A 25,852-nucleotide genomic window follows, 5' to 3' on the forward strand; every position below is an offset into this window, starting at 1 on the left:
AAATAAGACTATAATAGGATTGAAATTTTTTAGGTCTCCTTCTTGTTATGTTATATTATAATGTTAAAAATAAGACTATAATAGGATTGAAATTTGCTTAATATGAATCCTGCATTATTCTCTTCCTGGTTAAAAATAAGACTATAATAGGATTGAAATTAACCTGTTCCAGATTTACCTCCAAGATAAGGCCTGTTAAAAATAAGACTATAATAGGATTGAAATTAATTCCTCACCTATTTTGTTAGTACACATATACTGTTAAAAATAAGACTATAATAGGATTGAAATTGGTGGGGTAGGTGATGCAAAAGAGATGAGATGGTTAAAAATAAGACTATAATAGGATTGAAATTTGTGTATTTGTCTTATTGAAAGTAATCCATTTTCAAGTTAAAAATAAGACTATAATAGGATTGAAATGGCAAATAACGTGATCAGGGCGGGCTATAAATAACGTTAAAAATAAGACTATAATAGGATTGAAATCAAAGCTGATGAAATAGCTAATTATTTCTCAAAAAAGTTAAAAATAAGACTATAATAGGATTGAAATAGATATTTAGAGGTTATATTATATGTTCCAGGATTGTTAAAAATAAGACTATAATAGGATTGAAATATTTGAAGCTGATTCTTTATACAAGTATAATTGTTGTTAAAAATAAGACTATAATAGGATTGAAATATAAGTTAATTCCTTGTTGGTTTGCTCTTATTCCTTGTTAAAAATAAGACTATAATAGGATTGAAATTTGAAAATCCTAAAGCTAAAATATGTGGGCTTGTTAAAAATAAGACTATAATAGGATTGAAATATCCGTAGAATTATGGCTGATGCAGGCTGTAAAAGGTTAAAAATAAGACTATAATAGGATTGAAATTAATGTATCCTAGTCATTGTGAAGCCATCAAAACCTGTTAAAAATAAGACTATAATAGGATTGAAATCCAAAATAACTTCCTTTATACTTGCTTCTTGCAGTTAAAAATAAGACTATAATAGGATTGAAATGATAGAGAAATATTAAAATTAGGAGAAGAAATAGGTTAAAAATAAGACTATAATAGGATTGAAATTGTTATTATTTGACACATCACTTGTAATATGTCCATGGTTAAAAATAAGACTATAATAGGATTGAAATTAAAAACCCCTCATTTTGTTAATACACATATACTTTTTGTTAAAAATAAGACTATAATAGGATTGAAATAAATTATTGCACATAGTCTTCATATATGCATTCTGGTTAAAAATAAGACTATAATAGGATTGAAATACATATTTAGTCAATGTCTAATCCTCCCCTATTGTGTTAAAAATAAGACTATAATAGGATTGAAATTGAATAATAAGAGGAGTAAGATGAGGATTAGGAGTGTTAAAAATAAGACTATAATAGGATTGAAATAGGTTATGATAATGTCTTCTTCATGCTTTTCCCTGTTAAAAATAAGACTATAATAGGATTGAAATTATAAAGGTTTTTGTATATCTTTTAACTAATACAGTTAAAAATAAGACTATAATAGGATTGAAATATCCCTGCCAATTTATTTAATATTGTGCTTGGAGGTTAAAAATAAGACTATAATAGGATTGAAATGTTGAAAAAGATTTAAAAATTATTAAGATGGATCTGTTAAAAATAAGACTATAATAGGATTGAAATAATTACAAAACATGGAAAAACCTACTAAAGAAGAGTTAAAAATAAGACTATAATAGGATTGAAATCAACTATATATTATGCCCAGTTTGTGGACTTGTAAGTTAAAAATAAGACTATAATAGGATTGAAATAGTTTTAAAATTAAATGATGAAATCACCAGGTTAAAGTTAAAAATAAGACTATAATAGGATTGAAATAATAAAAAACGAAATAGGATTAATACCAAGTTCAAGTTAAAAATAAGACTATAATAGGATTGAAATGATACTTACAAGTTAGTGAACAGAATAAGTAGTGTTAAAAATAAGACTATAATAGGATTGAAATACCACTTGACCCTGCAACACTTTGAACAGATGTGTTAAAAATAAGACTATAATAGGATTGAAATCTGTAACTTTGACTAGCTCCAGGTCCGTATGCACAGTTAAAAATAAGACTATAATAGGATTGAAATTAAAAACCCCTCATTTTGTTAATACACATATACTTTGTTAAAAATAAGACTATAATAGGATTGAAATATAGGTTAATATTTTAAAGATAGCGATTATATTGTTAAAAATAAGACTATAATAGGATTGAAATGGACCTTGAGCAGTATGGAATGGGCTACTGGAATAAGTTAAAAATAAGACTATAATAGGATTGAAATATGTATTCAACTACTTCTGGCATTTTTACAAAGCCGTTAAAAATAAGACTATAATAGGATTGAAATAAAACTATAACTGATGTTTATGGAATTGACAAAGGAGTTAAAAATAAGACTATAATAGGATTGAAATTTCTTTCAAGGAATGATTTTTCTACTCCCTCTTTTCGTTAAAAATAAGACTATAATAGGATTGAAATACTTGCCCATAGCATGATAATCCATGTTATGATTTGACGTTAAAAATAAGACTATAATAGGATTGAAATCGACACATTTGAATAACAGTTAATTCTTCTGGAGGAGTTAAAAATAAGACTATAATAGGATTGAAATATTAAAATAGGCAATAAAAAAATAGGGGATGACACAGTTAAAAATAAGACTATAATAGGATTGAAATATGAATTTGATGTATTTGATAATACAGATAATTCGTTAAAAATAAGACTATAATAGGATTGAAATCGATCTCACATCTCGTTCTGCATGTGTCCACCTACCCGTTAAAAATAAGACTATAATAGGATTGAAATGCTTTTAAATTGAATTTGGTTCTTATTGCTGACGGTACGGTTAAAAATAAGACTATAATAGGATTGAAATAAAGAAATAAGAAAACGTTTTGATATTGATAAGTTAAAAATAAGACTATAATAGGATTGAAATTTGAGCTACATTAGGTAATATTACCTCATCTAAGTTAAAAATAAGACTATAATAGGATTGAAATCGCGGTGGGGCATATGGTGGTCACGTACAGAGTGCGTTAAAAATAAGACTATAATAGGATTGAAATTATTAAAACAGCTGGGAATTATCCGTGGTTAAAATGTTAAAAATAAGACTATAATAGGATTGAAATAAACACATATTACATTTTAGAGTTTTTAGAGTCTTGTTAAAAATAAGACTATAATAGGATTGAAATGCTTCTACTAAACGGCTTATTTTGTTGAAGTCTTGTTAAAAATAAGACTATAATAGGATTGAAATCTGTATTCAACAGGTGTATTCTGCATGTTGAATTCGTTAAAAATAAGACCATATTGGGATTGAAATTCAACTATATTATTGTATTCTGTCATAGAATACACGTTAAAAATAAGACCATATTGGGATTGAAATGTTGAAAAAGATTTAAAAATTATTAAGAGGGATCTTCTAGTTAAAAATAAGACCATATTGGGATTGAAATCTTTTATCCACTTCAACTGAAGCAGGGTTTAATTTGTTAAAAATAAGACCATATTGGGATTGAAATGTACCAATAATATCAGTAATAGCACGATTTTTAGCGTTAAAAATAAGACCATATTGGGATTGAAATATGTTTCCATCGTATGCCCTGTTCTTCCTCTTTTTCGTTAAAATAATGCCATATTGGGATTGAAATACCTGTAGGTTCACTGTAATCCCATTCAAGCTCTTGAGTTAAAAATAAGGCCATATTGGAATTGAAATCTTATTTAGATGAAATAGCTAATAACTTAGAACTCCGTTAAAAACATAAAAGTTAATGAATTTTAGATAAATTTTATTTTTATCATTATTTTTTTAAACTTTAAAAGTCATAGTAATTTTATGTGTTCTATAGTGGGTATTCAAGGTAATTTCAAAGCTGATGATTTAATAGCTATGTTAAAAACCTCTAAAAATCGTGGAATTGATGCTTCTGGAATAGCTTTAGATAATAAAGTATATAAAAATATAGATTTAAATGATTTTGATGATGATAATTTTTATTCTTTAGGTTTGGGTCATAATTTACTTGCTGTTCATAGTTCTAAAGATAGAACATCTCAGGTTCAGCCATTAGCTAAAAATAATTTAGTTTTGGTTTTTAATGGTGAGATTTATAATTATTCTTCTTTAAAGAATTTATTGGCTAAATTAACAAAAAATGAGGGTATAACTTCTGATTCTGAGTTGTTGATTAATTTAATTGATTTTTATTATGATGGTGATTTGCTTCACTCAGTTAAAAAAGTGATTAATCTTTTAGATGGGGATTATGCTTTTGCTGTTAGTGATAATATTAATTTAGCAATAGCTAGAGATCCTTTGGGTGTTAAACCTTTATTTTATACGGATGATGCTTTTGCTTCTTCAAAACAATGTTTGAAAGGGGAGATTAGGACATTAAAACCAGGACATATTCTCTATAATTGGGAAGATGTATATCCTCAAAGGGATATCTTTCAAAAAAGAATTCCTACAGATAATAGAAATCTTGAGAAACTTGTTAAACTTGCTGTTTCTAAGAGGGTGGAAGATTTAGATGAAGTTGGTGTTATTTTTTCTGGTGGTGTGGATAGTTCTTTGATAGCTTTGTTACTTAGAGAAATTTCTTTAAATAAAAATCTAAAAATTACTTTATATGCTGTTGGTGGGAAAAATTCCAAAGATGTTGTAGCGGCTAAGTGTGTTGCTAATTATTTGGGTCTTCCTTTAAAAGTTCATGATGTAAATGAAAATATTGTAAAAGATAATTTAAAACCTGTTGTTCGTGCAATTGGTGAAAATAATTTGATGAAGATTGGTGTGGGAATGACTGTTTATTTAGCTTCTAAAATGGTGGCTGAGGATAATATTAAAGTAGCTATTTCTGGTCAGGGTGCTGATGAGTTATTTGGAGGTTATAATAGATATTTAAAGAGTTATAATGAGAATACTTTGGATGATGAATTAAGACATGATTTGGCTAATATGTATCATGTTAATTTGGAACGTGATGATGCTTGTTCTATGGCTAATGGTGTTGAATTACGTCTTCCATTTTTAGATAAAAAGCTTGTAGAATTTGCATTGAATATTCCAATTAAGTATAAAGTATCTGGTAGTGAAGATAAATTACGTAAAAATATTTTGAGGAAGTTAGCTTTTAATTTAGGTTTAAATAAGGATATAGCTTACAGACCTAAAAAAGCAGCTCAATATGGTACAGGTATTGATAAAATTTTAAGAAAAAAAGTTTTAAAAGATGTTGATATTGAAGATTATTTAAAAAAATAGAGTTTTAGTTATTACTCTATTTTTTAAGCTACATCACATAAACAAATATCTGAGTCTTGTGTTGGTTGTTATTATTTAATTTAGTTTTATATAAATTTTAAGTGACTAATTTGTCCCTTTGAGAAAATTTAACTTTCCTCTTGGTAATCTAAAACTTTTAAAAGATGTTTTATATATAATTTAATTAAAACTTTTTAGGATATATTAAATATAATTAGTATTATTCTGAAGAATCAAAAGAAAAAAATTAGGAATCTGTTTAAAGAAAAACTTGATTTAAAATAATAAATTAATTTTTTTTGTAAAAATAAAATTGAATAATTTAATTATTTAATTTTAATTGTAAAATGGGTGTTTAATCTATTTTTTCCCATTCATTATTTCCAAGATGTTTCCATTGATGGTCATCGTCTCCAGTTTCTATTTCTCCAGTGTAAATTGTTCTACCTGCTTGATCACTATAAAATGCTCCAGGATCTTTTGTTTCTTGTGAACTCACATCATTTTCATAATTATTGTTTGTGTTACCTGCACTTACTGTGTTTTCTATTGTTGGTGTGTTGGTGGTAGCATTATTTGTTATATTTATTGTTTTGTTTGTTTGATTATATGTGGTTTTATCATTTAAACTGTATATTGCTCCACCTATAATTGAACAACCTATAAGTATTGCAATTGTAATTATTATTAAATCTTTAGTTTCCATGTGTATTATTGGGTAGTATAAAATATTATATTTTTTCATGTTTCTAGAGAATTTAAGTAATTTTTTTATTCGGGTAATTGAATTTTTGTAGTTGTTTTATTTGTAATTTTAAAATATGATGAAATTAATCAAGTTAAATTATATTAAAATGGGTAATTTTAGATTAGTGGAAATTTATAATAAACATTTATTAATATTAAAAAACAAAATTATTTTTATTATTTATATTAATCATAGGAGATTTATTTATGAAAATTGAAAAAGATGCAGAAAATATTTTAAACAAGTTTTCAGAAACTTTAGCAGATATTCCAGATCTTGAAGAAACTTGGTATATTACTGATAATTTAAATCTTACTCGTGAAGATAAATCTCATGAGAAACATCCTGAAAAAATATTAAGGAATGCTCACATTGACAAAGAAGGAAAACTTGTTGTTAAAAGAGCAGATTGGGTTAATTAGGGGAATTTTTTATGAAAATGGATTTAGTTTTAGAACTTATGGATGTTCCAGGACAGCTTGTCTCTGTTTTGGATCCAATTAGTGGTCTTGGTGCAAACCTAGTTACTGTAATCCATAAAAGAGATTCTAAAAACGAAAAAGGAATGATTCCAGTTCAACTTACTTTAGAAGGCGAAATAGATAGTCTTGATAGGGTAATTGAAAGATTTCAAGAATTAGGAGTTTCCATTATTGCAATGGATGGGGTTGTTAAAAAAGAAGTTGTTAGCACTATTTTAATTGGTCATATTGTTGATAATGATATTAGAGACACTATGGATAAGATTAACTCTTTGGATGGAGTTTATGTAGTTGGATTTGACATTAAATTAAATGGTGAAGACAAATCTTCTGCTTTAATTAATATTGAAACAGATTTTGGCAAAAAACAATTTGTATTTGATAAGATTGGTAAAATAGCCGCAGAAAAAGATTTACTTATGATTAATGAAGTTTAGGGATAAATATGAAAGAATGTAAAGTCATAGTAATGGGATTTGGTGCAGTTGGTCAAGGTGTGGCTAAAGCAATCTCATTAAAAAAAGATATGATTAAAGAAAAATGTGATGTGGATTTAAAAATAGTGGCTGCTGCAGATTCTTCATCTTCTGCAATTTGTGCTGATGGATTGGATGAGGAATTACTTGTAAATACTAAAATAGAATCTGGAAAATTAGCTAATTATCCAGAATATGGTAGTACTATATCTGGATTGGATGTGTTAGATGCTGTAGAGTATGATTGTTTAATGGAAGCAACTCCAACTAATATTATTGATGCAGAACCTGCATTATCTTTAACATTAAAAGCATTTAAATCCAAAAAAGATGTTGTAACATCTAATAAGGGGCATTTAGCTTTAAAATTCAAGGAAGTTGTATCAGAAGCTCAAAAAAATAATGTTGAATTTAAATATGAAGCTAGTGTTGGTGGAGCTATGCCTATAATTAATTTCACAAAGGAAACATTGTCATCTTGTGGAATTAATTCTATTGTGGGAATATTAAATGGTACTACTAATTATATTTTATCAAGAATGGCATCAGAAGGATCCTCCTATGATATCACCTTAAAAGAATCTCAAGAGTTAGGAATAGCTGAAACAGATCCAACTCAGGATGTTGAAGGTATTGATGCTGCTTGTAAAACTGTAATTTTGGCTAATTCACTTTTAGGAATTGATGCTACTTATGATGATGTTGAAGTAGAGGGAATTTCAAATATTACTTCACAAGCTATGGATTTAGCTAGAAAAGATGGTTATATAATTAAATTAATAGCTGAAGTTTCTAAAGATAAATTACAAGTATCTCCACGTTTAATTAAAAAAGGCAGTGCTTTTGATTTAAGTGGTACATTAAATATGGCTACTGTTCGTACTGACCTTGCTGGGGATGTTAGTGTCATTGGACTTGGGGCAGGATCTCTTGAAACTGCTTCTGCGATGTTGACTGATTTAATTAGTATTTTAAAAGTTAAATACTAAATATTTTTTTTTACTTTTTTTTAGATGATATTATGAAATATGTAATTTTTATTCCTGATGGTTCAAGTGACTATCCAATTGATGAATTAGATGGTATGACTCCACTTAAAGCAGCTGATACTCCAAATATTGATAAAATGGCTAAAGCTGGTTTTGGAGGTTTAACTAATAATGTTCCTGATGAATATACTCCTGGTTCTGATGTAGCTAATATGAGTATCTTTGGATTCAACCCTGCAAATTACTATACTGGTCGTGGACCATTAGAAGCAGGTAGTATGGGTATTGAAACTACTGATAAAGATGTAATTTTTAGATGCAATACTATTACTCAAAAAGATGGGTGTATGGATGATTTTAATGCAGGACATATTACATCTCAGGAAGCTAAGATTTTAATGGAAGCTTTAAATGATTATTTCAATGAAAAATATGATGATTTTAAAGGTAAATTTTATCCAGGAGTTAGTTATAGACATTTATTTGTGTATTCCTGTGAAACAATTGAAGATGCACAATTATTAGCTAACTTAGTAACTATGCCTCCTCATGATATTGCTGGTGAAAATTTAGATGAAAATACTACTGGAGATAAATGGGATGAAAAATTACCAAGTTTTATTAAACAAATCATGTGGGATTCTCAAAATATTTTAAAAGACCATGAAATTAATAAAAAAAGAATAGCTGATGGTAAGAAAGCAGCAAATATGGTGTGGTTGTGGGGTCAAGGTGTAACTCCAAGTTTACCTAATTTTAAAGATGTTTATGATTTGGATGCAGCAGTAATTACTGGTGTTGATTTATTAAAAGGAATAGGTGTTTTTGCAGGTTTTGATATTATTAATGTTCCTGGAGCTACTGGATACTTTGATACGGATTATGTTGCTAAAGGAAAATATGCAATTGAAGCTTTAAAAAATCATGATGTATTATTTGTACATGTGGAAGCACCTGATGAAGCGGGACATGCATCAAACACTGAAGAAAAAGTTAAAGCTATTGAAAGAATTGATAAATATATTGTTGGACCTGTTTTAGATAGTTTAAAAGGTGAAGACTTTAAGGCAGCTATTTTACCTGATCATCCAACTCCAGTTTCTGTTGGAACTCATACAAGAGATGATGTACCTTTAATTATTTATTCTTCTGATAGAAAGGGTGATGAATGCGAGTCATTTGATGAAGAAGGTGTTTTAAAAGGTAATTTGGATAAAAAAGAAGGATATACTTTAATGAATAGACTTATTAATGATGATTTTTAGGTAGGGGAGTTTTATATGAAAGTAATTTTAGTTAATGGTAGTCCACATAAAAATGGATGTACTTATACAGCATTGTGTGAAATTCAAAAAACATTAAACCAATCAGATATTGAAACAGAAATATTTTGGATAGGTTCAAAACCAATTATTGGATGTACTGGTTGTAATAAATGTGCACAAATTGGTGAATGTACATTTAATAATGATAATGTTAATGAATTTGTTAAAAAAGCCCAAGATGCTGATGGATTTATTTTTGGAAGTCCTGTTCATTATGCTGGAGCTACTGGAGCTATTACTTCATTTTTAGATAGGGCATTTTACTCAAATAAAGGAAATGTAGCATTTAAATTTAAACCTGTAGCATCTATTTCATCTGCAAGGAGATCAGGAACAACTGCAACTTTTGATCAATTAAATAAATATGCAACAATTTCTCAAATGCCTATTATATCTTCTACTTATTGGAATGCAGTTCATGGAAACACTCCTGATGAAGTTTTAAAAGATGAGGAAGGTTTATTTGTTATGAGGCAATTAGGTCGTAATATGGCTTTCTTTTTAAAATGTATTAAAGTAGGTGTTGATTCTGGGTTGAAAGTAGATGAAAGTGAGGAAAGGATAGCTACTAATTTTATTAGGTAATTATTAATTGTTGTTTATCGCAACAATTATATATTGGGAAATTTATAATTAATGTTGTATTTCACAACAATTATTTTTTTTCTTAAGGTGTATAAAAATATGGGACTATTTAAAACATTAATAAAAACTCCAAACAATTATTTATTTTCAAATAAAGCATTATTTATATTATTTTTACCGTTACTTATAGAACAGGGATTAGAATTTTTTGTAGGATTTGCAGACTCTGTAATGGTTGCATCATTAGGAGAATCAGCAATTTCAGGTGTTTCTCTCGTTGATTTTTTAATGCAACTATTAATTTTCGGATTTTCTGCATTAGCTACTGGTGGAGCAGTAATAGCAGGACAATATTTGGGGAATAATAAAATAGAAAAAGCTAGGAATGCTGCTAATCAACTGGTATGGTTTTCAGGAATTTCATCAGTTGCTTTAATGATTGTTGTTGTATTAATTAAATCATTTTTAATAAGTACTTTATTTGGTCAAATTGAAGTAGATGTATGGGATTATGCAAATACATATTTACTTTTCATGGCTTTTTCAATACCTTTTATTGCTATTTACAATGCAGGTGCAGCAGTTTACAGAACCAGTGGAAATGCAGTTTTACCAATGAAAATAATGGTTATTTGTGATATTTTAAATGTCATAGGTAATGCAATTGGTATTTATTATTTAGGTTTAGGAGTTGAAGGAGTAGCTATTCCAACTGTAATTTCAAGATTGATAGCAGCAGTAGCTATAATGTATTTTACACTAAATAAAAACTTCAAATTACATATTAAGAGAACTATAAAATATAAATTTGACTGGAATATTCTTAGAAATGTTTTAAATGTGGGTATTCCTTATGGTATTGAAAATGGATTATTCCAATTTGGGCGTGTATTAGTTTTAAGTTTAGTTTCAACATTTGGAACAATAGCTATTGCAGCAAATTCTGTAGGTTATGCAATTGGAATATTTTCAGTTTTACCTGGTTTTGCAATTAATTTAGGAATGACTGCAGTGATTTCAAGATGTGTTGGAGCAAATGATTATGAACAGGCCAAATATTATAATAAAAAAATTATTTTAATTGTAATTGTGTGTCATATTATTGTTAATGTTATAATATTTGCATTATTGCCTATCATTTTAAGTCTTTATAATTTATCTCCAGCTACAGCAGCATTATCTGCTAAAATGATTATTTGGCATGGTACTTTGGGAATTTTAATTTGGCCAATAGCATTTACTTTACCTAATTTATTTAGAGGTGCTGGAGATGCAAAATGGGCTATGGTAATAAGTTTAATTGTAATGTTCACGTGCAGAATAGGTTTGTCTTATATTTTAGCTATAAACTTTAATATGGGGGTATTTGGAACATGGTTTGCTATGTTTATTGATTGGTTTGTGAGAGGCGGTTTATATGTTTACAGATACTTTAGCAATAAATGGATGGAATATAGAGTATCTTCTTAATTAGTTGATGGTCTTATTAATACTAAAAGTTATATATTAAAAAAATTAAAAATTATGTTGTAGTTTGCAACAGTTGTGATATTATGGTATTATTTAGAGGAGATATTAAGTGTAAATCACTTCAGAGAAGAACATCAATTAGTGTAATTTTACCTGCAGATAACTTACATTATTTGCAAGGAACTCAAGAAATTGTGGAAAAACCATATAAAACATTATATTTATTACATGGTCTTTTTGGTAGTGATGATATATTTTTAGCAAATACTACAATTCAGAAATTTGCGGAAGACCATAATATTGCTGTTGTTTTACCTAGTGGTGAAAATAGTTTTTATGTAGATCAACCGGATTCTCATAAATATTATGGGGAATTTATAGGTCGTGAACTTGTTGAAATAACAAGAAATATTTTCCCACTATCTCATAAAAAAGAAGACACTTATCTTGCAGGATTTTCAATGGGTGGATATGGAGCTATTAGGAATGGATTAAAATATAATGATACTTTTGGGTATATTGGAGCAATTTCAGCAGCTTTATTAACTGATGATATTCATAAATGGGGAGAATCTGATGAATTATTATCTTCAAGATCTTTTGCTGAATCTTGCTTTGGTGATTTAGATAAAGTCATTGGTAGTGATAAAGACCCTAAATTTTTAATTGATGATCTAATAGCTAGAAATATAGAAATACCTAAAATATTCATGGCAGTTGGAGATAATGACTTTTTATATAATGAAAATTTAGATTATTATAATTACTTAAAGTCAAAAAATGTTGATGTGGAGTTTAGACAATCACAAGGGGAGCATACTTGGGAATTTTGTAATGAGCATATTAAAGAGTTTATAGAATGGCTTCCTTTATAAAAAAAGAGATGATATTATGAAAAAATTTGGATTTGGATGCATGAGGTTACCATGTAATAATGATGAGGTGGAGGATATAGATTTACCACAAGTATTTGAAATGGTTGATACGTATATTGAAAGTGGGTTTAATTATTTTGATACTGCATATGGTTATCATAATGGTTTAAGCGAAGTAGCAGTTAAAAAAGCAGTTATTGAAAGATATCCAAGAAATGAAGTTTTAATAGCTGACAAATTACCAGTGTATATGCTTAAACCATCACATAATCTTGAAGAAATATTTCAAGAACAAAAAGAAAGATGTGGGGTAGAATATTTTGATTATTATATGCTCCATAATATTACAAATAATTTTTATAATGGTATTGTTCCTAAATTAAATTGTTTTGAATTTGTTGAAGAATTAAAACAAAAAGGTGAAGTAAAACATATTGGAATTTCTTTTCATGATGATGCAGATACTCTTGAAAAAATATTGAAAGAACATCCATCTATAGAATTTGTACAATTACAAATAAATTACTTAGACTGGGATAATGAGGGTATTCAATCAAGAAAATGTTATGAGGTAGCTAGAAAATACAATAAAGATGTCATTGTAATGGAACCATTAAAAGGAGGAACATTAGTAAATATTCCGGATAAAGCTAGTGAAATATTAAATAATTATAGTTCTGATTTATCTATTGCATCTTGGGGAATTAGATTTGCAGCTAGTTTAGATGGAGTTATAAGTGTATTATCTGGTGTTAGTAACTTAGAACAATTAGAAGATAATTTAAGTTATATGAAAAATTTTAAACCATTAACTGATGATGAATTAAAAATTATTGATGATGTTGTTGAAATCATTAAAGATTCAATAGCTGTTCCATGTACGGGATGTGATTATTGTTTAGATTCATGTCCTACTAATATTCCTATATCAAAGTTTTTTGCATTATATAATGATGCTAAACAAGCTATTGAAGTTCAGTTTTTATATTATTTCTATTATGATAATTTAGCTAAGAAAAATGCACCTGCATCAATGTGTCTTCAATGCGGGGAATGTGAAAAGAAATGTACTCAACATATAAACATTATTGATGAACTTAAAAATGTTGAAGAATTATTGGAAGTTGATTTAGAATCAATGTTATAATTATATATTATTGGAAGAGTTTTTTTTAACTCTTCTTTTTCGTGTTATATAATTATAAATGTTTTTTTCATTAGTTATTTATTGCAATTTTTTTAACAAAAAACACATGTGTGTTATATATTTACATATCCCGTGTATAATCAATATATTTTCACTTGTTATCATAAAAAATTTTTATATATTATGAATAACTAAATTATATAGTGTATTATTTTTTTTATAAAAATGGAGAGGATTTTTCTGACAAAGTATATAATTATAACTGGAGGGGTAGTTAGTTCTATTGGAAAAGGAATCACTTCTGCATCTATGGGTCGTATTTTAAGATCTTATGGTTTAAAAGTAGCTGCTATTAAAATAGACCCTTATTTGAATTGGGATTCAGGAACACTAAACCCTTATCAACATGGTGAAGTTTTTGTAACTAATGATGGAATGGAAACTGACTTGGATTTAGGTCATTATGAAAGATTTTTAGATGTTGAATTACCTGGATTATCTAATATTACTACAGGTAAAGTATATAAATCTGTTATTTCTAAAGAAAGGGAAGGTAAATTTTTAGGAGCTTGTGTGCAAGTTATTCCTCATATTACTAATGAAATTAAAGAAATGATTAGATTAATATCTGATAATAATGATTATGATGTTGTTTTAATAGAATTAGGGGGTACTGTTGGAGATATTGAAAGTCAACCTTTCTTGGAAGCTTTAAGACAACTTAGAAATGAAGAAGGTCAGGATAATGTCATGTTTGTCCATGTTACATTTATACCATATTTAAATGCTGCTGGTGAATTTAAAACCAAACCAACACAACATTCTACAAAAGAATTACGAAGTATGGGTATTAATCCAGATGTTATTGTATGTAGGTCCCAAGAACCTATTGATGATGCTTTAGAAGGAAAAATAGCTCATTTTTGTGATGTAGATCAAAAAGCAGTTGTAAACACTCCTGATGCAAGTACTATTTATGAAGTTCCATTAGTTCTGGAAGAAAATCATATTGGTGAATTAATTGTTAATAGGATTGGATTAGATGTAAAACCTGATTCATCAAAACTTGATGGCTGGCGTGAAATAGTTGAGTCTCTTAAAATTAAAAGTCCTATTGTGAATATTGGAATTGTTGGTAAATATGTTGAGCTTGAAGATGCTTATATAAGTATTAGAGAATCTTTACAACATGCTGCAGCTAATGTTGGAGTAAAAGCTAACATTATTTATATTAGTTCTGATGTTGAAAAATTAGATGATGATGTTATGAAAAATCTTCATGGAATTCTTATTCCTGGAGGATTTGGAGAAAGAGGATTTGAAGGTAAACTTGATGCTGTAGATTATGCTATTGAACATAATGTACCATTATTTGGTATATGTTTAGGAATGCATTCTATTGTAACTCAATTTGCAAGACGTAATGGTTATAGTGATGCTAATAGTTCAGAATTTGATAAAGAAAATCCTCATCCTGTCATTGATATGATGGAAGAACAGAAAAAAGTTAAAAATATGGGTGGAACTATGCGTTTAGGTTCTTATGATTGTAAGCTTATCAAAGGAACTAAAACATATGAAGCATACAATAAAGAAGATATTGCAGAACGTCATAGGCACAGATTTGAATTTAATAATGATTATAGAAAAGACTTGGAAGATAAAGGATTAATTATTTCTGGTGTTAGTCCTGATGATTTCCTAGTTGAAATTGTTGAATTACCTAATCATCCATGGGCTATTGGTTGTCAATTCCATCCTGAATTTAAATCAAGGCCTAATAGGCCCCATCCATTATTTAAATCATTTTTAGAAGCTATTTGTGAGTTTTCTAAAAATTAATTCTCTTCATTTTTTTATTTTAAAAACATTTTTATATCTTTATTTTCTATCTAATTAATATATTTCTTAGTTTATATTAGAATTATGGATTTTAATGTTATATTTTTAGCTCAAATTATAGTTACATCTTTATTTTGTTTTTTAGCTGCAATTTTTGATGTTAAATCAGGAATTATATCTGATAAATTAAATTTATCTTTATTGGTTTTTGGATTAATTTCAAATCTAATTTTATCAATAATTTCTAATAACATTAAATACATTATAGGTGCTATAATTTCAATGATTGTAACTTATATTGTAACTTTATTATTTTGGAAATTAAAAATTTGGGGTGGTGGTGATGTTAAATTATTTACTGCAATTGCTACTGCTATACCATTTGGTATCAATATTGATTTTTTAAATATTTTTCCGCAATTATCAATTTATCCATTTTCATTTACTGTTATTATAAATAGTATTTTAGTAGCATTTCCATTTTTACTTATTTTCACTTGTTATTTAATATTAGAAAATACTTTATTTAATTCAAATAAAGATATTTTGTTTTCATTTTTAAATTTAAATTCAATTTCTTTATTTTTAAAGTTAAATTTAAATAAATTGGTGAAAATTAAGGATTTAAAAGAAGGAATGATAATTAATGATTATTATTTTAATAATGAAAAAATTGTTAGTTTAATAAATGATATTGATGGAAACTTAAAAGTGTATAAAACAAAAAATAATGTAAATTTTAATTATTATTTTAAATCACAAAGTGCTGGAGGAATAACCAGTAAAGACATGTATTTATTGAAAATTATGAATGCTCAAAGTATAATATCTGATAATATTTCAATAAAATTAGGTTTTCCATTTGCACCAGCAATATGTATAGGATTTTTAGTATCTGTAGTTTATGGAGATTTGATTATTTTATTTATTAAAAAATTTTTCCTGGTGATGTAAATGTTTAAAGAAAATAAAGGCCAAATTTCAGTAGAATATTTATTTATTTTTGCAATATCACTAATTATTTTAACAGTTTTCACTATACCATTAGCTAATTTAGCTATAGAAAAAACTACTGATGTTTCAAATGCTTTAAATGTTAAATCTCAATTATATAAAATAGCTAGTGGTATTAATCAAGTTTATAGTGAAGGTCAAGGTGCTAAACAAAGTATTAATTTAGAACTTGATGAAAATGTTAATGTTAATATTTATAGAAATCATCTTTCAGCCAATGTAAAATTTAATGATAAATCATCTAAGTTAATTAAAGTAAATCATGACTGTGATGATGTTAGTGGTGTTTTACAATTAAATAAAGGTAAAAATACAATTATAATCCAATGGCCAGAAAATATGGAAAATATAATTATTTCTAAAAAAATTAATTAAGTATTAAATTATAAAATTATATCTGAGGTTAATTTATGACTAATTTAGATAATATTAAACTTAAAGAATTAATGAAAATTGAACCTGAATCTATGAGTAAACAAGAATATGAAAGCTTTGTTGAAGAATTTAAAAAGTCACAACTTTTACTTCCTGTTGAAATATATTCTAATAATGATGTAAATGAACCTCTTAGTTTTAAACCAGTTACAATTGAAGAAAATGGATGTAAATGTATTCCTTTATTTACTGATAATGAAGAATTAAAAAAAGGTAATCCTCCAGTTTCTACAATAGCTATTTTCATGAAAGATTTAAAGGACATGCTTGAAAATGCTTTTGAAATTGATGAAATCATGATAAATCTTTCTAGTGAATATACTATGTGCATTGATTTAAATTCTTTTTTTGATTTATTTGAAGTAAAAAATGATCCTAATAACTGGATTTTTGATAAAGCTAGACCTTTAAATCAAGAAGTTAAAGTTTATTATCGTGAAGAAAAACCTTTGATGAAAAAACAGGCAGTTGATGGTATTTACTCTTCTAAAGATCCATTTAAAGCAAGTGTAAATATGTATTTTGATGATCATATTCCTTATTTAAATGTATTGATACTTCCAAAAAATACTAAAACTGTTTATTTGGGAGGAATGATTGATCCAGAAACAAGTTGCGATATTCTTTTAGCTCCTGAAACAGAATTTGAGTTTGTAAGCCAGGAAGATGAACATACTATGCTTTGGAAGTGTGTTAATCAAAAATTTTATGATAATTAATTTTTATTTATTCTTTTTTTTACAAGTCAATAAACCATTATTTTATCCAAAACTTATTTAAATCACTTGTTATCTTAAATAGTAATATTATTAATTGGCGCGTGAATTTATGGATATTTTAATTGCTATTGTATATATTATTTTATTTCTTATATTGATGGTATTTGTTTTTTCTATAGGAATGTTAAAACCATTCATGCCTAAAAAAGAAATAGCACTTGTTCTTGTTGTTGCTTTTATTATAGGTTCTATTGGTGGAGCATTTTTCCTAGAACCATTGTATCAGGAATTTCCAGCATTTGCTGGGGAATTTGAGAAGAATGTTCCAGGAAATGAAGAAACATTGTATTTGGATTTATCTTCTGCTACCAATATAGGAGATTTAAAACAAAATTTGTCTCAAATTGATGGTTTTAAATCATTTAATGAAACTGGAATTACTTTTTTCATGTGGAGTTTTAATGATCAAGAATTAGCCTATTTTAATGATGTAATAGGTAATATTGATTCTCATTATGGAAATTACACTGTTGATCCTTCGGGTAAAATTAATATTAATTTAGAACCTGGTTACAACTCTAATTCAGCTTTACAATCATTTTCTAATTGGTATAAGTTAGTTTATGGAGATTCTATTGCATATGCTCAGATTCATGCTAAATTAGTTGTTTCATCTTCTTCTTTAGATAAATTTGAAAATGCATTATTGGAAAGAGGTATTGTTGCAAATCATATTGATGGGCCAGTACAGAATGTTATTAATCAAACTAATAGTTCTATGTTGTCTTATAATCAATTTGTAGCAGTTTCTGGTGTTGTTGGAGTAATTGTTTCTATTATTGGAATCTACTTTGACAATGTTATTGTAGGTTGGAGAAAATTTAAAAAATTCATTAAAAGGTAGTATTTGATGAATGTTGCAGTTTTATTTTCTGGAGGGAAAGATAGTACTATGGCATTGTATAATGCTTTAGAATCTGGTGAAAATGTTAAATATCTTCTTTCCATGAAATCTATTAATGATGAATCTTATATGTTCCATGTTCCAAATATTCATATAACTGATTTACTTGCAGAAGCTTTGGAAATTCCAATTATTACAGTTGAAACTCAAGGAATTAAGGAAGAAGAACTTGAAGATTTAAAAAAAGCATTTGAAAAACTTAAAAAATTAAATGTGGAAGCTGTTTATACAGGTGCACTTTATTCAACTTATCAAAAATCAAGAATTGAAAAATTAGGTGATGAAGTAGGCCTTAAAATAGTATCTCCTTATTGGCATGTGGATGAACTTGAATACATGAAAAAAATTCTTTCTTTAGGTTTTGAAGTTATTATTAGTGGAGTTTCTGCTTATGGTTTAGATGAATCATGGTTAGGTAGAAAAATAGATGATAAAGCTATTGATGAATTAGTGGAAATCAATAAAAAAATTGGTATTAATTTAGCTTTTGAAGGTGGTGAAGCAGAAACATTAGCTATTGATGGTCCAATTTTTAAAAAAAGAATTAAAATTTTAAAAGATATAAAACAATGGCATTTAGATAGTGGTGTGTATATTATTGAAGAAGCTCAATTAGAAGATAAATGAATTTAAAGGGAAATATTTTCTTTTAAAAATTCATCTATTTCTTTTTCATAGCTTTCTAAATCTTTTTCATTAATAATTATTTTATCAGATAATGAGATTACATTTCCAATTCCAAAGTCTAATTCCATTTTATCTCTTTTTACAAAATCTTCATAATTTTGAGAGTCATCTTCTCTATTTCTCTGTTGTAATCTTTTGAAACGTAAATTAGGATTTGCAAAGATAGATAAAATTATAAAATTATCAAAGTTTTCTTTAAACATTTTCACTTCAAATGGACTTCTAATTCCTTCTACAATGATTGTTGTAGCTAATTTATCTTTAATCATTTGTTTGATTTTTTCAATAGTTAATTGAGCTACAATATATTTTCCATGTTCTTTTCTAAGATTGGTTGCAGTTTCTTTTGAGCTTTCTCCTCTTTTTTTAGCTTCTTCACGTATTATGTCTCCCATACTTACAACTACTGCTCCTTTGTTAGTTGCAATTTCAGATACTAAACTTTTTCCAGATCCAGGTAATCCTGATATTCCCATTATATTCATTGTGTGGTCCTCGTTTTATTTTATTTTAAATAATTTTAATGATTCTTTAAGGTTTTCTTTGTTGTCGAAGTCGTTTATCATGTTTATTAGAAGGTTTTTATCTTGAGTTTTTAAGTCTTTAGCTATTTGTGTCATGAAAGGAAATGCACGTATAACATTGTCAACAATTGAAATGTCTGAAGTTTTTGAAGTTCTAGATAAAGGGTTTAAATCAATAGTTATTGTTTTTTTACCAGTTTTACTTAGAATTTCTGCTCTATCTCCGTCTTCTAAAGGTACGAGTACAGTATCTGCAGTGTAAATACCTGTTTTACTAGCTGAAGCTCTTTCATTTTTAATACTTTTTAAGTATTTAATGTCATCATCTTTTGTTCCAAGTATTTGTTCATATCCATGTTTTTTATAGAGTTTAGTTATTTTTTCTACTCTTTCATCAGTTCTGTAAAATAAATTAATTTCAATTTTAGCATTCACTGTTTTTGCAAATTCAATTACTTCATCAATAGCTAATGCAGTTGTATTTCCATTCACGGATATGACTGGATTTTCAGATAGTAATATTGTAGCTACTGCTACATACATTGCTCTTTTAGCAGGGAATACAGTTCTTTCACCAAGAAGATAATCAAAGGCTTCTCCTCTGCCATGCGCAATCATTGCAGAATCAGCTAAATATCCTTCTTTTTGTGCTTTAACTATTTTATCTCTTAAAACTAATGATTCATAACGTGGATGTGATTTAGGTATCATGTGTAATCCTCTTTATTTTAAATCTATTTCCATTTGTGCCATATAACCAATTAATGTAGTTGTAATAAGAGTTAGTATAATCATTGAAATTATATGTGTAGGATAATCTTCAATTAATATGTTTTTTTGTCCACGAATTATAAAAAATACAAAATCGCAAATAATGTCTATTAAAATAAAAATTATTCCAATTTTAAATCCTTCAATAACTTCATTTTCATTTATATTTCTAATGTAAAGTATTCCAAAAAAACCAGTTACTATAATGGTGGATATTGGAGCAACAATAGTTATATAGGGTATGTTATTGTTAATCAGTGGGTTAAATAGTATTGTGATTAAGTACACTAAAAACCATATTAAAATTCCATAGATTATACCTATTTTTAGTTTCATTATTGCAACCTATAATAAAAATTTTATTATATTTTATATTAGTTTTAGAATATTATTATAGTTTTCTAAGTATTTTTTTAAAAATAGTATGTTTTGGGGTTATAAAGTAGGTATTTCAACCTACTTTATAAATTTTTACAAGTTTTTTTAGAGAAATGAATTTTAAAATTGGCTGTTTTTTTTATCATGTTTGACTACTAATAATGCTGTTTTTATTAGTAGTCAAATTAATATTATATCGACCTACTATATAAACTTATTTGTATTTTATTAAAATTCAATTATACTTTAATCAATAATATATAGAATAAGCTACTAAATAAATGTAAATGACACCAAAAGAAGAACATGAAAGATATTTATTAGAAGCAATATTATCTAATTCAATATCTTCAGATAATCCATCAAACAAAGCTAAAGAAAAAGCTAGAAAAAATTCTCCATCATATTTTAAAGCATTAAAGGAAAATTTGATGGTAGAATATGAAAATAAAAAATTATTGGATATTGAAGGTAGTAAAATCATCAATACTGATGTAGGTGAAACATTATCTATAGTTAAAAGTGAAAAAATAGATTTTAAATTAGATGAAAATAATTTTAGGAATCAAATGAATTATAATCTTAAATTAATTCCAAGAATAGGTGTTAAAACAGAACAAAACCTAAAAAATGCGGGTTATGAAACAATAGATTCACTTAAAAATCATGATAAATATGGGGATTATGCAAGTAAATTTATAGATAATATTGATGAAATGTCATTTAAAGAAATTGTATCTTTATTAAATAAAAATAAATACGGTAAAAAATGCAGAGATAATTTGATTAAATGTGCAAGTATTCCTGATGTAGAAAACTTTAAATTTATGGATATTGAAACATTAGGTTTATCAAATGTTCCTATTATATTAATTGGAGTGGCTGAAATTAAGAATAATAAAATTATCTCTTCACAATATTTCTTACGTGATATTTATGAAGAACCTTCTGTTTTAGAAGCATATATTTCACATTTAGACGAAGATTCTGTTCATGTAACATTTAACGGAGCAATGTTTGATGTTCCATTTATTAAAAATAGATGTAGATATTATAGAATGAATCCTAATTTAGATTTACCTCACTTGGATTTATTATATTTTGCACGAAACTTATGGAAAAATACTTTACCGAACTGTCAACTTCAAACTATTGAAAAATATATTTTTGGAATTGAAAGAAGTGGTGATGTTCCTGGACAGTACATTCCAGGATATTATCAAACTTACTTGACTGAAAAAAATATAGGTCCTATAGTTCCAATTATTGATCACAATAGACAAGATATTATTTCACTAGCTAATTTTTTAATGAAAATGTATGACATAGTAAATGATAGTTGAAAAAATTTATTTATAAATTAATATAAATAATATCAAATGAGGAATTAAAATGGGATTTTTTGATAGATTTAAAAAAAATAAAAACACTAATAAAAAAGTAAAAAAGGTTGAAAGAAAAAGAAAAGTAATTGAAAAACAACCAGACATTGAAGAATCCCAGTTAGCTCTAAGAGAAATAGCTGTTAACAGTAAGAATAGACATGAAAGGGCACAAGCTACAGATTCAATTACAAATCAATATGTGGCATTGGATATAGCTAAACATGTGACAGATAGGGCTATAAGATTAATAGCAGTAAATAAAATATTAGATGATGATCTTTTATGGGATGCTGCTGAGAATGCTGAATTTTATGATGTTCGAAGTTTTGCTTATGAAAGATTAGGTGAAAACAATAAATCAATAGCAGAAATTGTTATTAATCAAAAAAAGAACAAACATGTAACTGAAATCTTTGAAAAAATTGAAGATGAAGAAACCTTAAAAAACATATCTATTAATGCAATTGATAAAAAATTTAGAAGATTAGCACTTGAAAAAATTGAAAATGGAGATATATTGAGAGATATTGCTTTTGAAGCTAAAGATAATGAAATTAGAAAAAGAGCAGTTAATAAAGATAATTTTAATAATGAAGATATTCTTCAAGAAGTAGCTATTAAAGATAAGGATGATGTAGTAAGAATAGCTGCTATAAATAAGATTAATAACGAGGATAAATTAGTTGAAATAGCTAAAAATGAAGAAAATACAAAAGTAAGAAATGTTCTTTTAAGTAAAATTGAAAATCCTAAATTATTGGAAAATATTGCACTTACTTCTCAAACAGCAGATATTAGATTAGATTTAGTAAAAAGATTGGATAATGAAAAATTACTTGAAAAAATGGCTTTAGAAGATAAAGATACTATTGTTAGAACAGAAGCTATTAAAAAACTTGATAATGAAGAAATTTTAACTAAAATAGCTAAAACTGAAGTTGATAGACTTGCTCGTCAAAGTGCAGTTAAAAAATTAACTTCTAGTGAAATATTAGTTGAAATAGCTCTTGAAGATAAAGATCAATTTGTAAGAGCACATGCTATTAATAATCCTAATTTAAATGATGAAAATTTATTTGTTAAAATAGTTGTAAATACTTCTTTTAAAGAAACAGCTGATGAAGCTATGGAACATATTAAACAAGAAAAGTCATTTATTGAAATTTTACATAATGCTTATTTAGAAGAAGTTAGAAAAGAAACTTTAAGCCATATTGATGATATTAAAGTTTTAATTGAGATTATCAAGGAAAATAAAGATGTTGAATTTTCATTAAAAGCTTTAAATAAGATTGATGATGAGGAGATTTTACTTAAAATTTATGAGGCAAATATTGCAGAAGAGTTATCTGTTAGAGCTATTTCTAAAATAAAAACACAAAAACCTCTAATTAATTTAATTAAGAATGAAACTTCATGGAGAGTTCGTGAAGCTGCTGTTAAAAATATTTCTAATAAAAAGATTCTTAAAGAAGTTGCAACAAATGATGGAAATGAGTATGTAAGAAATGTTGCAAAAAATAGAATTTAAAAAAGAAAATAAGTAAATATTATTTATTATAAATAAAATTCACTTTCTTTTCTTTTGCTGAAGTTATTTAAGAATTTTGTTTTCATACTTTCAAATAATTCTCCAGTAAAGTATCTTGCATCTTCTGGGCAGGCAAAAATACATGCAGTACATGCACTACAAAGATCAGGGGATGTTTCAGTCGGATCCATGTCAGGTATAGCTCCTTCAGGACATGATGATACACATTCATAACAAAAAATACATGAAGATTCATCACATGTTGGAGTTAAAGGTACCTTTTTATATTCACAGTATGGTTTGTTACCTGGAACTGTGATGTTATTAAATTTTTCTGATTTTAATTTATCTTTACATTGTTCTATAAATTTGTAAAGTTTGTCTAAATCTTTATTATCTGGCCTACCTGTTGCAATATCCGTAATAATTGAATGTTGGCTTATGGTTGCTCCAGTTCCAATTATATTAAATTCATTTTCTTTTAATAACTCATTTAATTCAAGTAGTGCATCTCCAATATTTGCATTTCCATAATTTACAATAGCTATTGTTGGATTATTTTCTCCTTTAAAATTAGTTAATTTGTCTCTTGATGTTTTTGGAAGTCTTCCTGCAAAAATGGGCATTCCTACAATTACTAATGTATTTTTATCAAATTCTTTTGAAATATTTTCGCTAGATTTACTTAATAGATTATATTCTTCTTGCGTACCTTCAAATTTATTAGCTATTTCATCTACAATTTTTCTTGTTGTGTTTGATGGGCTGAAATAGATTTTAGCTATTTTTGTAAATGTTTTCATACTCTCACCTTGTTTTATTAATGATTATTGCTGTTATTTAAATATATTGTTTAAATATTGTTCAATATTTCGCAATATAATTATATTTTGTATAGATTTATTTTATATAAATTATATTATCTAAACAAATTTTTGTTTTAATTTGTTTTTGAATGGATTTGTTTAGTTTGATAAAAAACTTTAAATGATATTACATTACATATATTATATTAATATAATTATGTTAGCACAAGAGGTGAAAATATGGGTAATAAAAAAACAGCTATGGTAGGTACTCCTTGCCAAATTTTAGCTGCTACAAAAATTAATAGATATGAGGAAAAAACTGGTGGTTCTCCTATTGATGTTAAAATAGGTTTGTTTTGTATGGAAAACTTTTCATATCAATATCTTAAAAGATATTTAAAAGATCAAGGTATTGAATTATTTGAAGTTAAAGAGTTTAGAATAGAAAAAGGACAATTTATTGCATACTTAATTGATGGTAATGTGTTTAAGATACCAATAGCTGAAACAGAACCATTTACTCGTAAAAATTGCCATATTTGTACTGATTACACTGCAGATGTTTCAGATATTTCTGTTGGGTCTGTTGGGTCTCCAGAATATCAATCAACTGTTATTGTAAGATCTAAAAAAGGTAAACAAATAATGGATGCTTGTATTGATGGAGGTTATATTGAAGCAGAATCAATTTCTCAAAAAGGACAAGAATTACTTGAAAAAATAGCTAATCGAAAAATTACTAAAAATACAAGAATATATAAAAAAAGAGAAGCTGTTGGAAGACCAGTTTTATCAAAAAGACAAATATCTGAAGATGAATTTTATGATGAATGTGGTAAATGTCAATTTAACAACTTACAAAATGATGTAATTAGTGTTGGATCTTGTGTTTTATGTGGTGCTTGTGAATATGTATGTCCAAATGGAGCTATTCAAATAAATAACAGAAAACCAGTATCTATAAAAGAATGTGAAGAAGACTGCCATGCATGTTACTTTGCATGTCCTAGAACATTTATTAGTGATTCAATTTATCCTACTGATATTGATGAACAACCTTTAGGAAAATATATTGAAATATACTCTGTAAAAGCAGATTCAATCATGGGGCAAGATGGTGGAGTAGTATCAGCTATTTTAGTGTACTTACTTGAAAATAATATTGTAGATGAAGTTTCTGTTGTTGGTGAAGATAAAGATGCACCATGGAGACCTGAATCTTATCTCACTTCTAAAATTCAAGATGTTATTAAAGCTGCTGGAACTAAATATAGTACTACAACAATTGGATTTAAAGCTTTAACAAATAAGAAATAAATTTTCTTATTTCAACTTTTTTTTAAACTATT

Annotated in this window: 23 protein-coding genes and 1 CRISPR repeat array (1 of these 24 only partly in view); of the genes, 18 read left to right on the plus strand and 5 right to left on the minus strand. The window is 26.8% G+C overall.

The features are described 5' to 3' along the window. Positions 1-3,796: a CRISPR direct-repeat array (repeat unit 31 nt; unit sequence GTTAAAAATAAGACTATAATAGGATTGAAAT) (it extends 2,043 nt beyond the left edge of the window). A gap of 120 nt (positions 3,797-3,916) precedes the next feature. Continuing rightward, complete coding sequence (locus Q0984_RS08020) at positions 3,917-5,347, plus strand: asparagine synthetase B (protein ID WP_299526200.1); 1,431 nt, start codon at positions 3,917-3,919, stop codon at positions 5,345-5,347. A 355-nt stretch (positions 5,348-5,702) separates the two neighbouring features. Here Q0984_RS08020 and Q0984_RS08025 read toward each other — a convergent pair whose 3' ends face one another. After that, a complete protein-coding gene (locus Q0984_RS08025) occupies positions 5,703-6,053 on the minus strand; it encodes a hypothetical protein (protein WP_299526203.1) in 351 nt (116 codons plus the stop codon). 248 nt (positions 6,054-6,301) lie between these two features. Between Q0984_RS08025 and gatC the strand changes: the two genes are divergently transcribed. The 14 genes from gatC (at position 6,302) to Q0984_RS08095 (ending at position 19,045) form a co-directional block, all read left to right on the plus strand. After that, positions 6,302-6,517: an Asp-tRNA(Asn) amidotransferase subunit GatC gene (gatC, locus tag Q0984_RS08030; protein ID WP_299526206.1), complete on the plus strand. Its 216-nt coding sequence runs from the start codon at positions 6,302-6,304 to the stop codon at positions 6,515-6,517. Between the two features lie 11 nt (positions 6,518-6,528). Next, entirely contained in the window at positions 6,529-7,014 is a 486-nt protein-coding gene (locus Q0984_RS08035) for an amino acid-binding protein (RefSeq protein ID WP_299526209.1), read from the plus strand. Positions 7,015-7,022: 8 nt separating this feature from the next. Then, entirely contained in the window at positions 7,023-8,042 is a 1,020-nt protein-coding gene (locus tag Q0984_RS08040) for a homoserine dehydrogenase (RefSeq protein ID WP_299526212.1), read from the plus strand. A 32-nt stretch (positions 8,043-8,074) separates the two neighbouring features. Further along, complete coding sequence (locus Q0984_RS08045; RefSeq protein WP_299526215.1) at positions 8,075-9,307, plus strand: cofactor-independent phosphoglycerate mutase; 1,233 nt, start codon at positions 8,075-8,077, stop codon at positions 9,305-9,307. A 15-nt stretch (positions 9,308-9,322) separates the two neighbouring features. Continuing rightward, a complete protein-coding gene (locus Q0984_RS08050; protein WP_299526218.1) occupies positions 9,323-9,952 on the plus strand; it encodes a flavodoxin family protein in 630 nt (209 codons plus the stop codon). A gap of 99 nt (positions 9,953-10,051) precedes the next feature. Continuing rightward, complete coding sequence (locus Q0984_RS08055; RefSeq protein WP_299526221.1) at positions 10,052-11,422, plus strand: MATE family efflux transporter; 1,371 nt, start codon at positions 10,052-10,054, stop codon at positions 11,420-11,422. 83 nt (positions 11,423-11,505) lie between these two features. Beyond that, positions 11,506-12,297 (plus strand): alpha/beta hydrolase family protein, encoded by a 792-nt coding sequence (locus Q0984_RS08060; protein ID WP_299526224.1) that lies wholly within the window; start codon positions 11,506-11,508, stop codon positions 12,295-12,297. Between the two features lie 16 nt (positions 12,298-12,313). After that, positions 12,314-13,444 (plus strand): aldo/keto reductase, encoded by a 1,131-nt coding sequence (locus Q0984_RS08065; protein WP_299526227.1) that lies wholly within the window; start codon positions 12,314-12,316, stop codon positions 13,442-13,444. A 225-nt stretch (positions 13,445-13,669) separates the two neighbouring features. After that, positions 13,670-15,286 carry a CTP synthase gene (locus Q0984_RS08070; RefSeq protein ID WP_299526231.1) on the plus strand — a complete coding sequence of 539 codons (1,617 nt, stop codon included), beginning with the start codon at positions 13,670-13,672 and terminating at the stop codon, positions 15,284-15,286. A gap of 84 nt (positions 15,287-15,370) precedes the next feature. Next, positions 15,371-16,240: a prepilin peptidase gene (locus Q0984_RS08075; protein WP_299526234.1), complete on the plus strand. Its 870-nt coding sequence runs from the start codon at positions 15,371-15,373 to the stop codon at positions 16,238-16,240. Further along, a complete protein-coding gene (locus Q0984_RS08080) occupies positions 16,241-16,675 on the plus strand; it encodes a class III signal peptide-containing protein (protein ID WP_299526237.1) in 435 nt (144 codons plus the stop codon). Between the two features lie 35 nt (positions 16,676-16,710). Continuing rightward, entirely contained in the window at positions 16,711-17,454 is a 744-nt protein-coding gene (locus Q0984_RS08085) for an SseB family protein (RefSeq protein WP_299526240.1), read from the plus strand. A gap of 109 nt (positions 17,455-17,563) precedes the next feature. Further along, positions 17,564-18,358, plus strand: a complete 795-nt coding sequence (locus tag Q0984_RS08090) for a hypothetical protein (RefSeq protein ID WP_299526243.1) — start codon at positions 17,564-17,566, stop codon at positions 18,356-18,358. Between the two features lie 6 nt (positions 18,359-18,364). Further along, the gene (locus Q0984_RS08095; RefSeq protein WP_299526246.1) at positions 18,365-19,045 is read left to right on the plus strand and encodes a TIGR00289 family protein; all 681 of its coding nucleotides are present in this window, start codon (positions 18,365-18,367) and stop codon (positions 19,043-19,045) included. Between the two features lie 2 nt (positions 19,046-19,047). Here the strand turns inward: Q0984_RS08095 and Q0984_RS08100 are convergent, their stop codons facing one another. The 3 genes from Q0984_RS08100 to Q0984_RS08110 are packed head-to-tail and all read right to left on the minus strand — an operon-like array spanning position 19,048 to position 20,736. Further along, positions 19,048-19,590 (minus strand): nucleoside monophosphate kinase, encoded by a 543-nt coding sequence (locus Q0984_RS08100; RefSeq protein WP_299526249.1) that lies wholly within the window; start codon positions 19,588-19,590, stop codon positions 19,048-19,050. Positions 19,591-19,605: 15 nt separating this feature from the next. After that, on the minus strand, positions 19,606-20,340 hold the full coding sequence (locus Q0984_RS08105; protein WP_299526252.1) for a 4-phosphopantoate--beta-alanine ligase: 735 nt from the start codon (positions 20,338-20,340) through the stop codon (positions 19,606-19,608). A 12-nt stretch (positions 20,341-20,352) separates the two neighbouring features. After that, complete coding sequence (locus Q0984_RS08110) at positions 20,353-20,736, minus strand: hypothetical protein (RefSeq protein WP_299526255.1); 384 nt, start codon at positions 20,734-20,736, stop codon at positions 20,353-20,355. A gap of 329 nt (positions 20,737-21,065) precedes the next feature. On the opposite strand from Q0984_RS08110, the gene Q0984_RS08115 reads away from it, so the two are divergent. Then, on the plus strand, positions 21,066-22,121 hold the full coding sequence (locus Q0984_RS08115) for a ribonuclease H-like domain-containing protein (RefSeq protein WP_299526258.1): 1,056 nt from the start codon (positions 21,066-21,068) through the stop codon (positions 22,119-22,121). Positions 22,122-22,170: 49 nt separating this feature from the next. Beyond that, positions 22,171-23,694, plus strand: coding sequence for a flagellar protein (locus Q0984_RS08120; protein ID WP_299526260.1), 1,524 nt, complete (start codon positions 22,171-22,173; stop codon positions 23,692-23,694). A gap of 26 nt (positions 23,695-23,720) precedes the next feature. Here Q0984_RS08120 and Q0984_RS08125 read toward each other — a convergent pair whose 3' ends face one another. Next, positions 23,721-24,497: a 4Fe-4S binding protein gene (locus tag Q0984_RS08125; protein ID WP_299526262.1), complete on the minus strand. Its 777-nt coding sequence runs from the start codon at positions 24,495-24,497 to the stop codon at positions 23,721-23,723. A 243-nt stretch (positions 24,498-24,740) separates the two neighbouring features. Here Q0984_RS08125 and Q0984_RS08130 point away from each other — a divergent pair, with 243 nt between their 5' ends. After that, complete coding sequence (locus tag Q0984_RS08130) at positions 24,741-25,820, plus strand: Coenzyme F420 hydrogenase/dehydrogenase, beta subunit C-terminal domain (protein WP_299526265.1); 1,080 nt, start codon at positions 24,741-24,743, stop codon at positions 25,818-25,820. Positions 25,821-25,852 lie beyond the last annotated feature (32 nt).

This window comes from uncultured Methanobrevibacter sp., from assembly GCF_934746965.1.
Taxonomy (GTDB): Archaea; Methanobacteriota; Methanobacteria; order Methanobacteriales; family Methanobacteriaceae; genus Methanocatella.

What these genes read in the sequence shown, in the direction of transcription:
- Q0984_RS08080 (WP_299526237.1), top strand. Translation starts at nt 16,241, where the DNA reads ATGTTTAAAGAAAATAAAGGCCAAATTTCAGTAGAATATTTATTTATT.
- Q0984_RS08120 (WP_299526260.1), top strand. Translation starts at nt 22,171, where the DNA reads ATGGGATTTTTTGATAGATTTAAAAAAAATAAAAACACTAATAAAAAA.
- Q0984_RS08100 (WP_299526249.1), bottom strand. Translation starts at nt 19,590, where the DNA reads ATGAATATAATGGGAATATCAGGATTACCTGGATCTGGAAAAAGTTTA.
- Q0984_RS08075 (WP_299526234.1), top strand. Translation starts at nt 15,371, where the DNA reads ATGGATTTTAATGTTATATTTTTAGCTCAAATTATAGTTACATCTTTA.
- Q0984_RS08070 (WP_299526231.1), top strand. Translation starts at nt 13,670, where the DNA reads ATGGAGAGGATTTTTCTGACAAAGTATATAATTATAACTGGAGGGGTA.
- Q0984_RS08060 (WP_299526224.1), top strand. Translation starts at nt 11,506, where the DNA reads ATGGTATTATTTAGAGGAGATATTAAGTGTAAATCACTTCAGAGAAGA.
- Q0984_RS08050 (WP_299526218.1), top strand. Translation starts at nt 9,323, where the DNA reads ATGAAAGTAATTTTAGTTAATGGTAGTCCACATAAAAATGGATGTACT.
- Q0984_RS08065 (WP_299526227.1), top strand. Translation starts at nt 12,314, where the DNA reads ATGAAAAAATTTGGATTTGGATGCATGAGGTTACCATGTAATAATGAT.
- Q0984_RS08110 (WP_299526255.1), bottom strand. Translation starts at nt 20,736, where the DNA reads ATGAAACTAAAAATAGGTATAATCTATGGAATTTTAATATGGTTTTTA.
- Q0984_RS08020 (WP_299526200.1), top strand. Translation starts at nt 3,917, where the DNA reads ATGTGTTCTATAGTGGGTATTCAAGGTAATTTCAAAGCTGATGATTTA.
- Q0984_RS08045 (WP_299526215.1), top strand. Translation starts at nt 8,075, where the DNA reads ATGAAATATGTAATTTTTATTCCTGATGGTTCAAGTGACTATCCAATT.
- Q0984_RS08105 (WP_299526252.1), bottom strand. Translation starts at nt 20,340, where the DNA reads ATGATACCTAAATCACATCCACGTTATGAATCATTAGTTTTAAGAGAT.
- Q0984_RS08125 (WP_299526262.1), bottom strand. Translation starts at nt 24,497, where the DNA reads ATGAAAACATTTACAAAAATAGCTAAAATCTATTTCAGCCCATCAAAC.
- Q0984_RS08085 (WP_299526240.1), top strand. Translation starts at nt 16,711, where the DNA reads ATGACTAATTTAGATAATATTAAACTTAAAGAATTAATGAAAATTGAA.
- Q0984_RS08090 (WP_299526243.1), top strand. Translation starts at nt 17,564, where the DNA reads ATGGATATTTTAATTGCTATTGTATATATTATTTTATTTCTTATATTG.
- Q0984_RS08095 (WP_299526246.1), top strand. Translation starts at nt 18,365, where the DNA reads ATGAATGTTGCAGTTTTATTTTCTGGAGGGAAAGATAGTACTATGGCA.
- Q0984_RS08040 (WP_299526212.1), top strand. Translation starts at nt 7,023, where the DNA reads ATGAAAGAATGTAAAGTCATAGTAATGGGATTTGGTGCAGTTGGTCAA.
- Q0984_RS08025 (WP_299526203.1), bottom strand. Translation starts at nt 6,053, where the DNA reads ATGGAAACTAAAGATTTAATAATAATTACAATTGCAATACTTATAGGT.
- Q0984_RS08055 (WP_299526221.1), top strand. Translation starts at nt 10,052, where the DNA reads ATGGGACTATTTAAAACATTAATAAAAACTCCAAACAATTATTTATTT.
- Q0984_RS08130 (WP_299526265.1), top strand. Translation starts at nt 24,741, where the DNA reads ATGGGTAATAAAAAAACAGCTATGGTAGGTACTCCTTGCCAAATTTTA.
- Q0984_RS08115 (WP_299526258.1), top strand. Translation starts at nt 21,066, where the DNA reads ATGACACCAAAAGAAGAACATGAAAGATATTTATTAGAAGCAATATTA.
- gatC (WP_299526206.1), top strand. Translation starts at nt 6,302, where the DNA reads ATGAAAATTGAAAAAGATGCAGAAAATATTTTAAACAAGTTTTCAGAA.
- Q0984_RS08035 (WP_299526209.1), top strand. Translation starts at nt 6,529, where the DNA reads ATGAAAATGGATTTAGTTTTAGAACTTATGGATGTTCCAGGACAGCTT.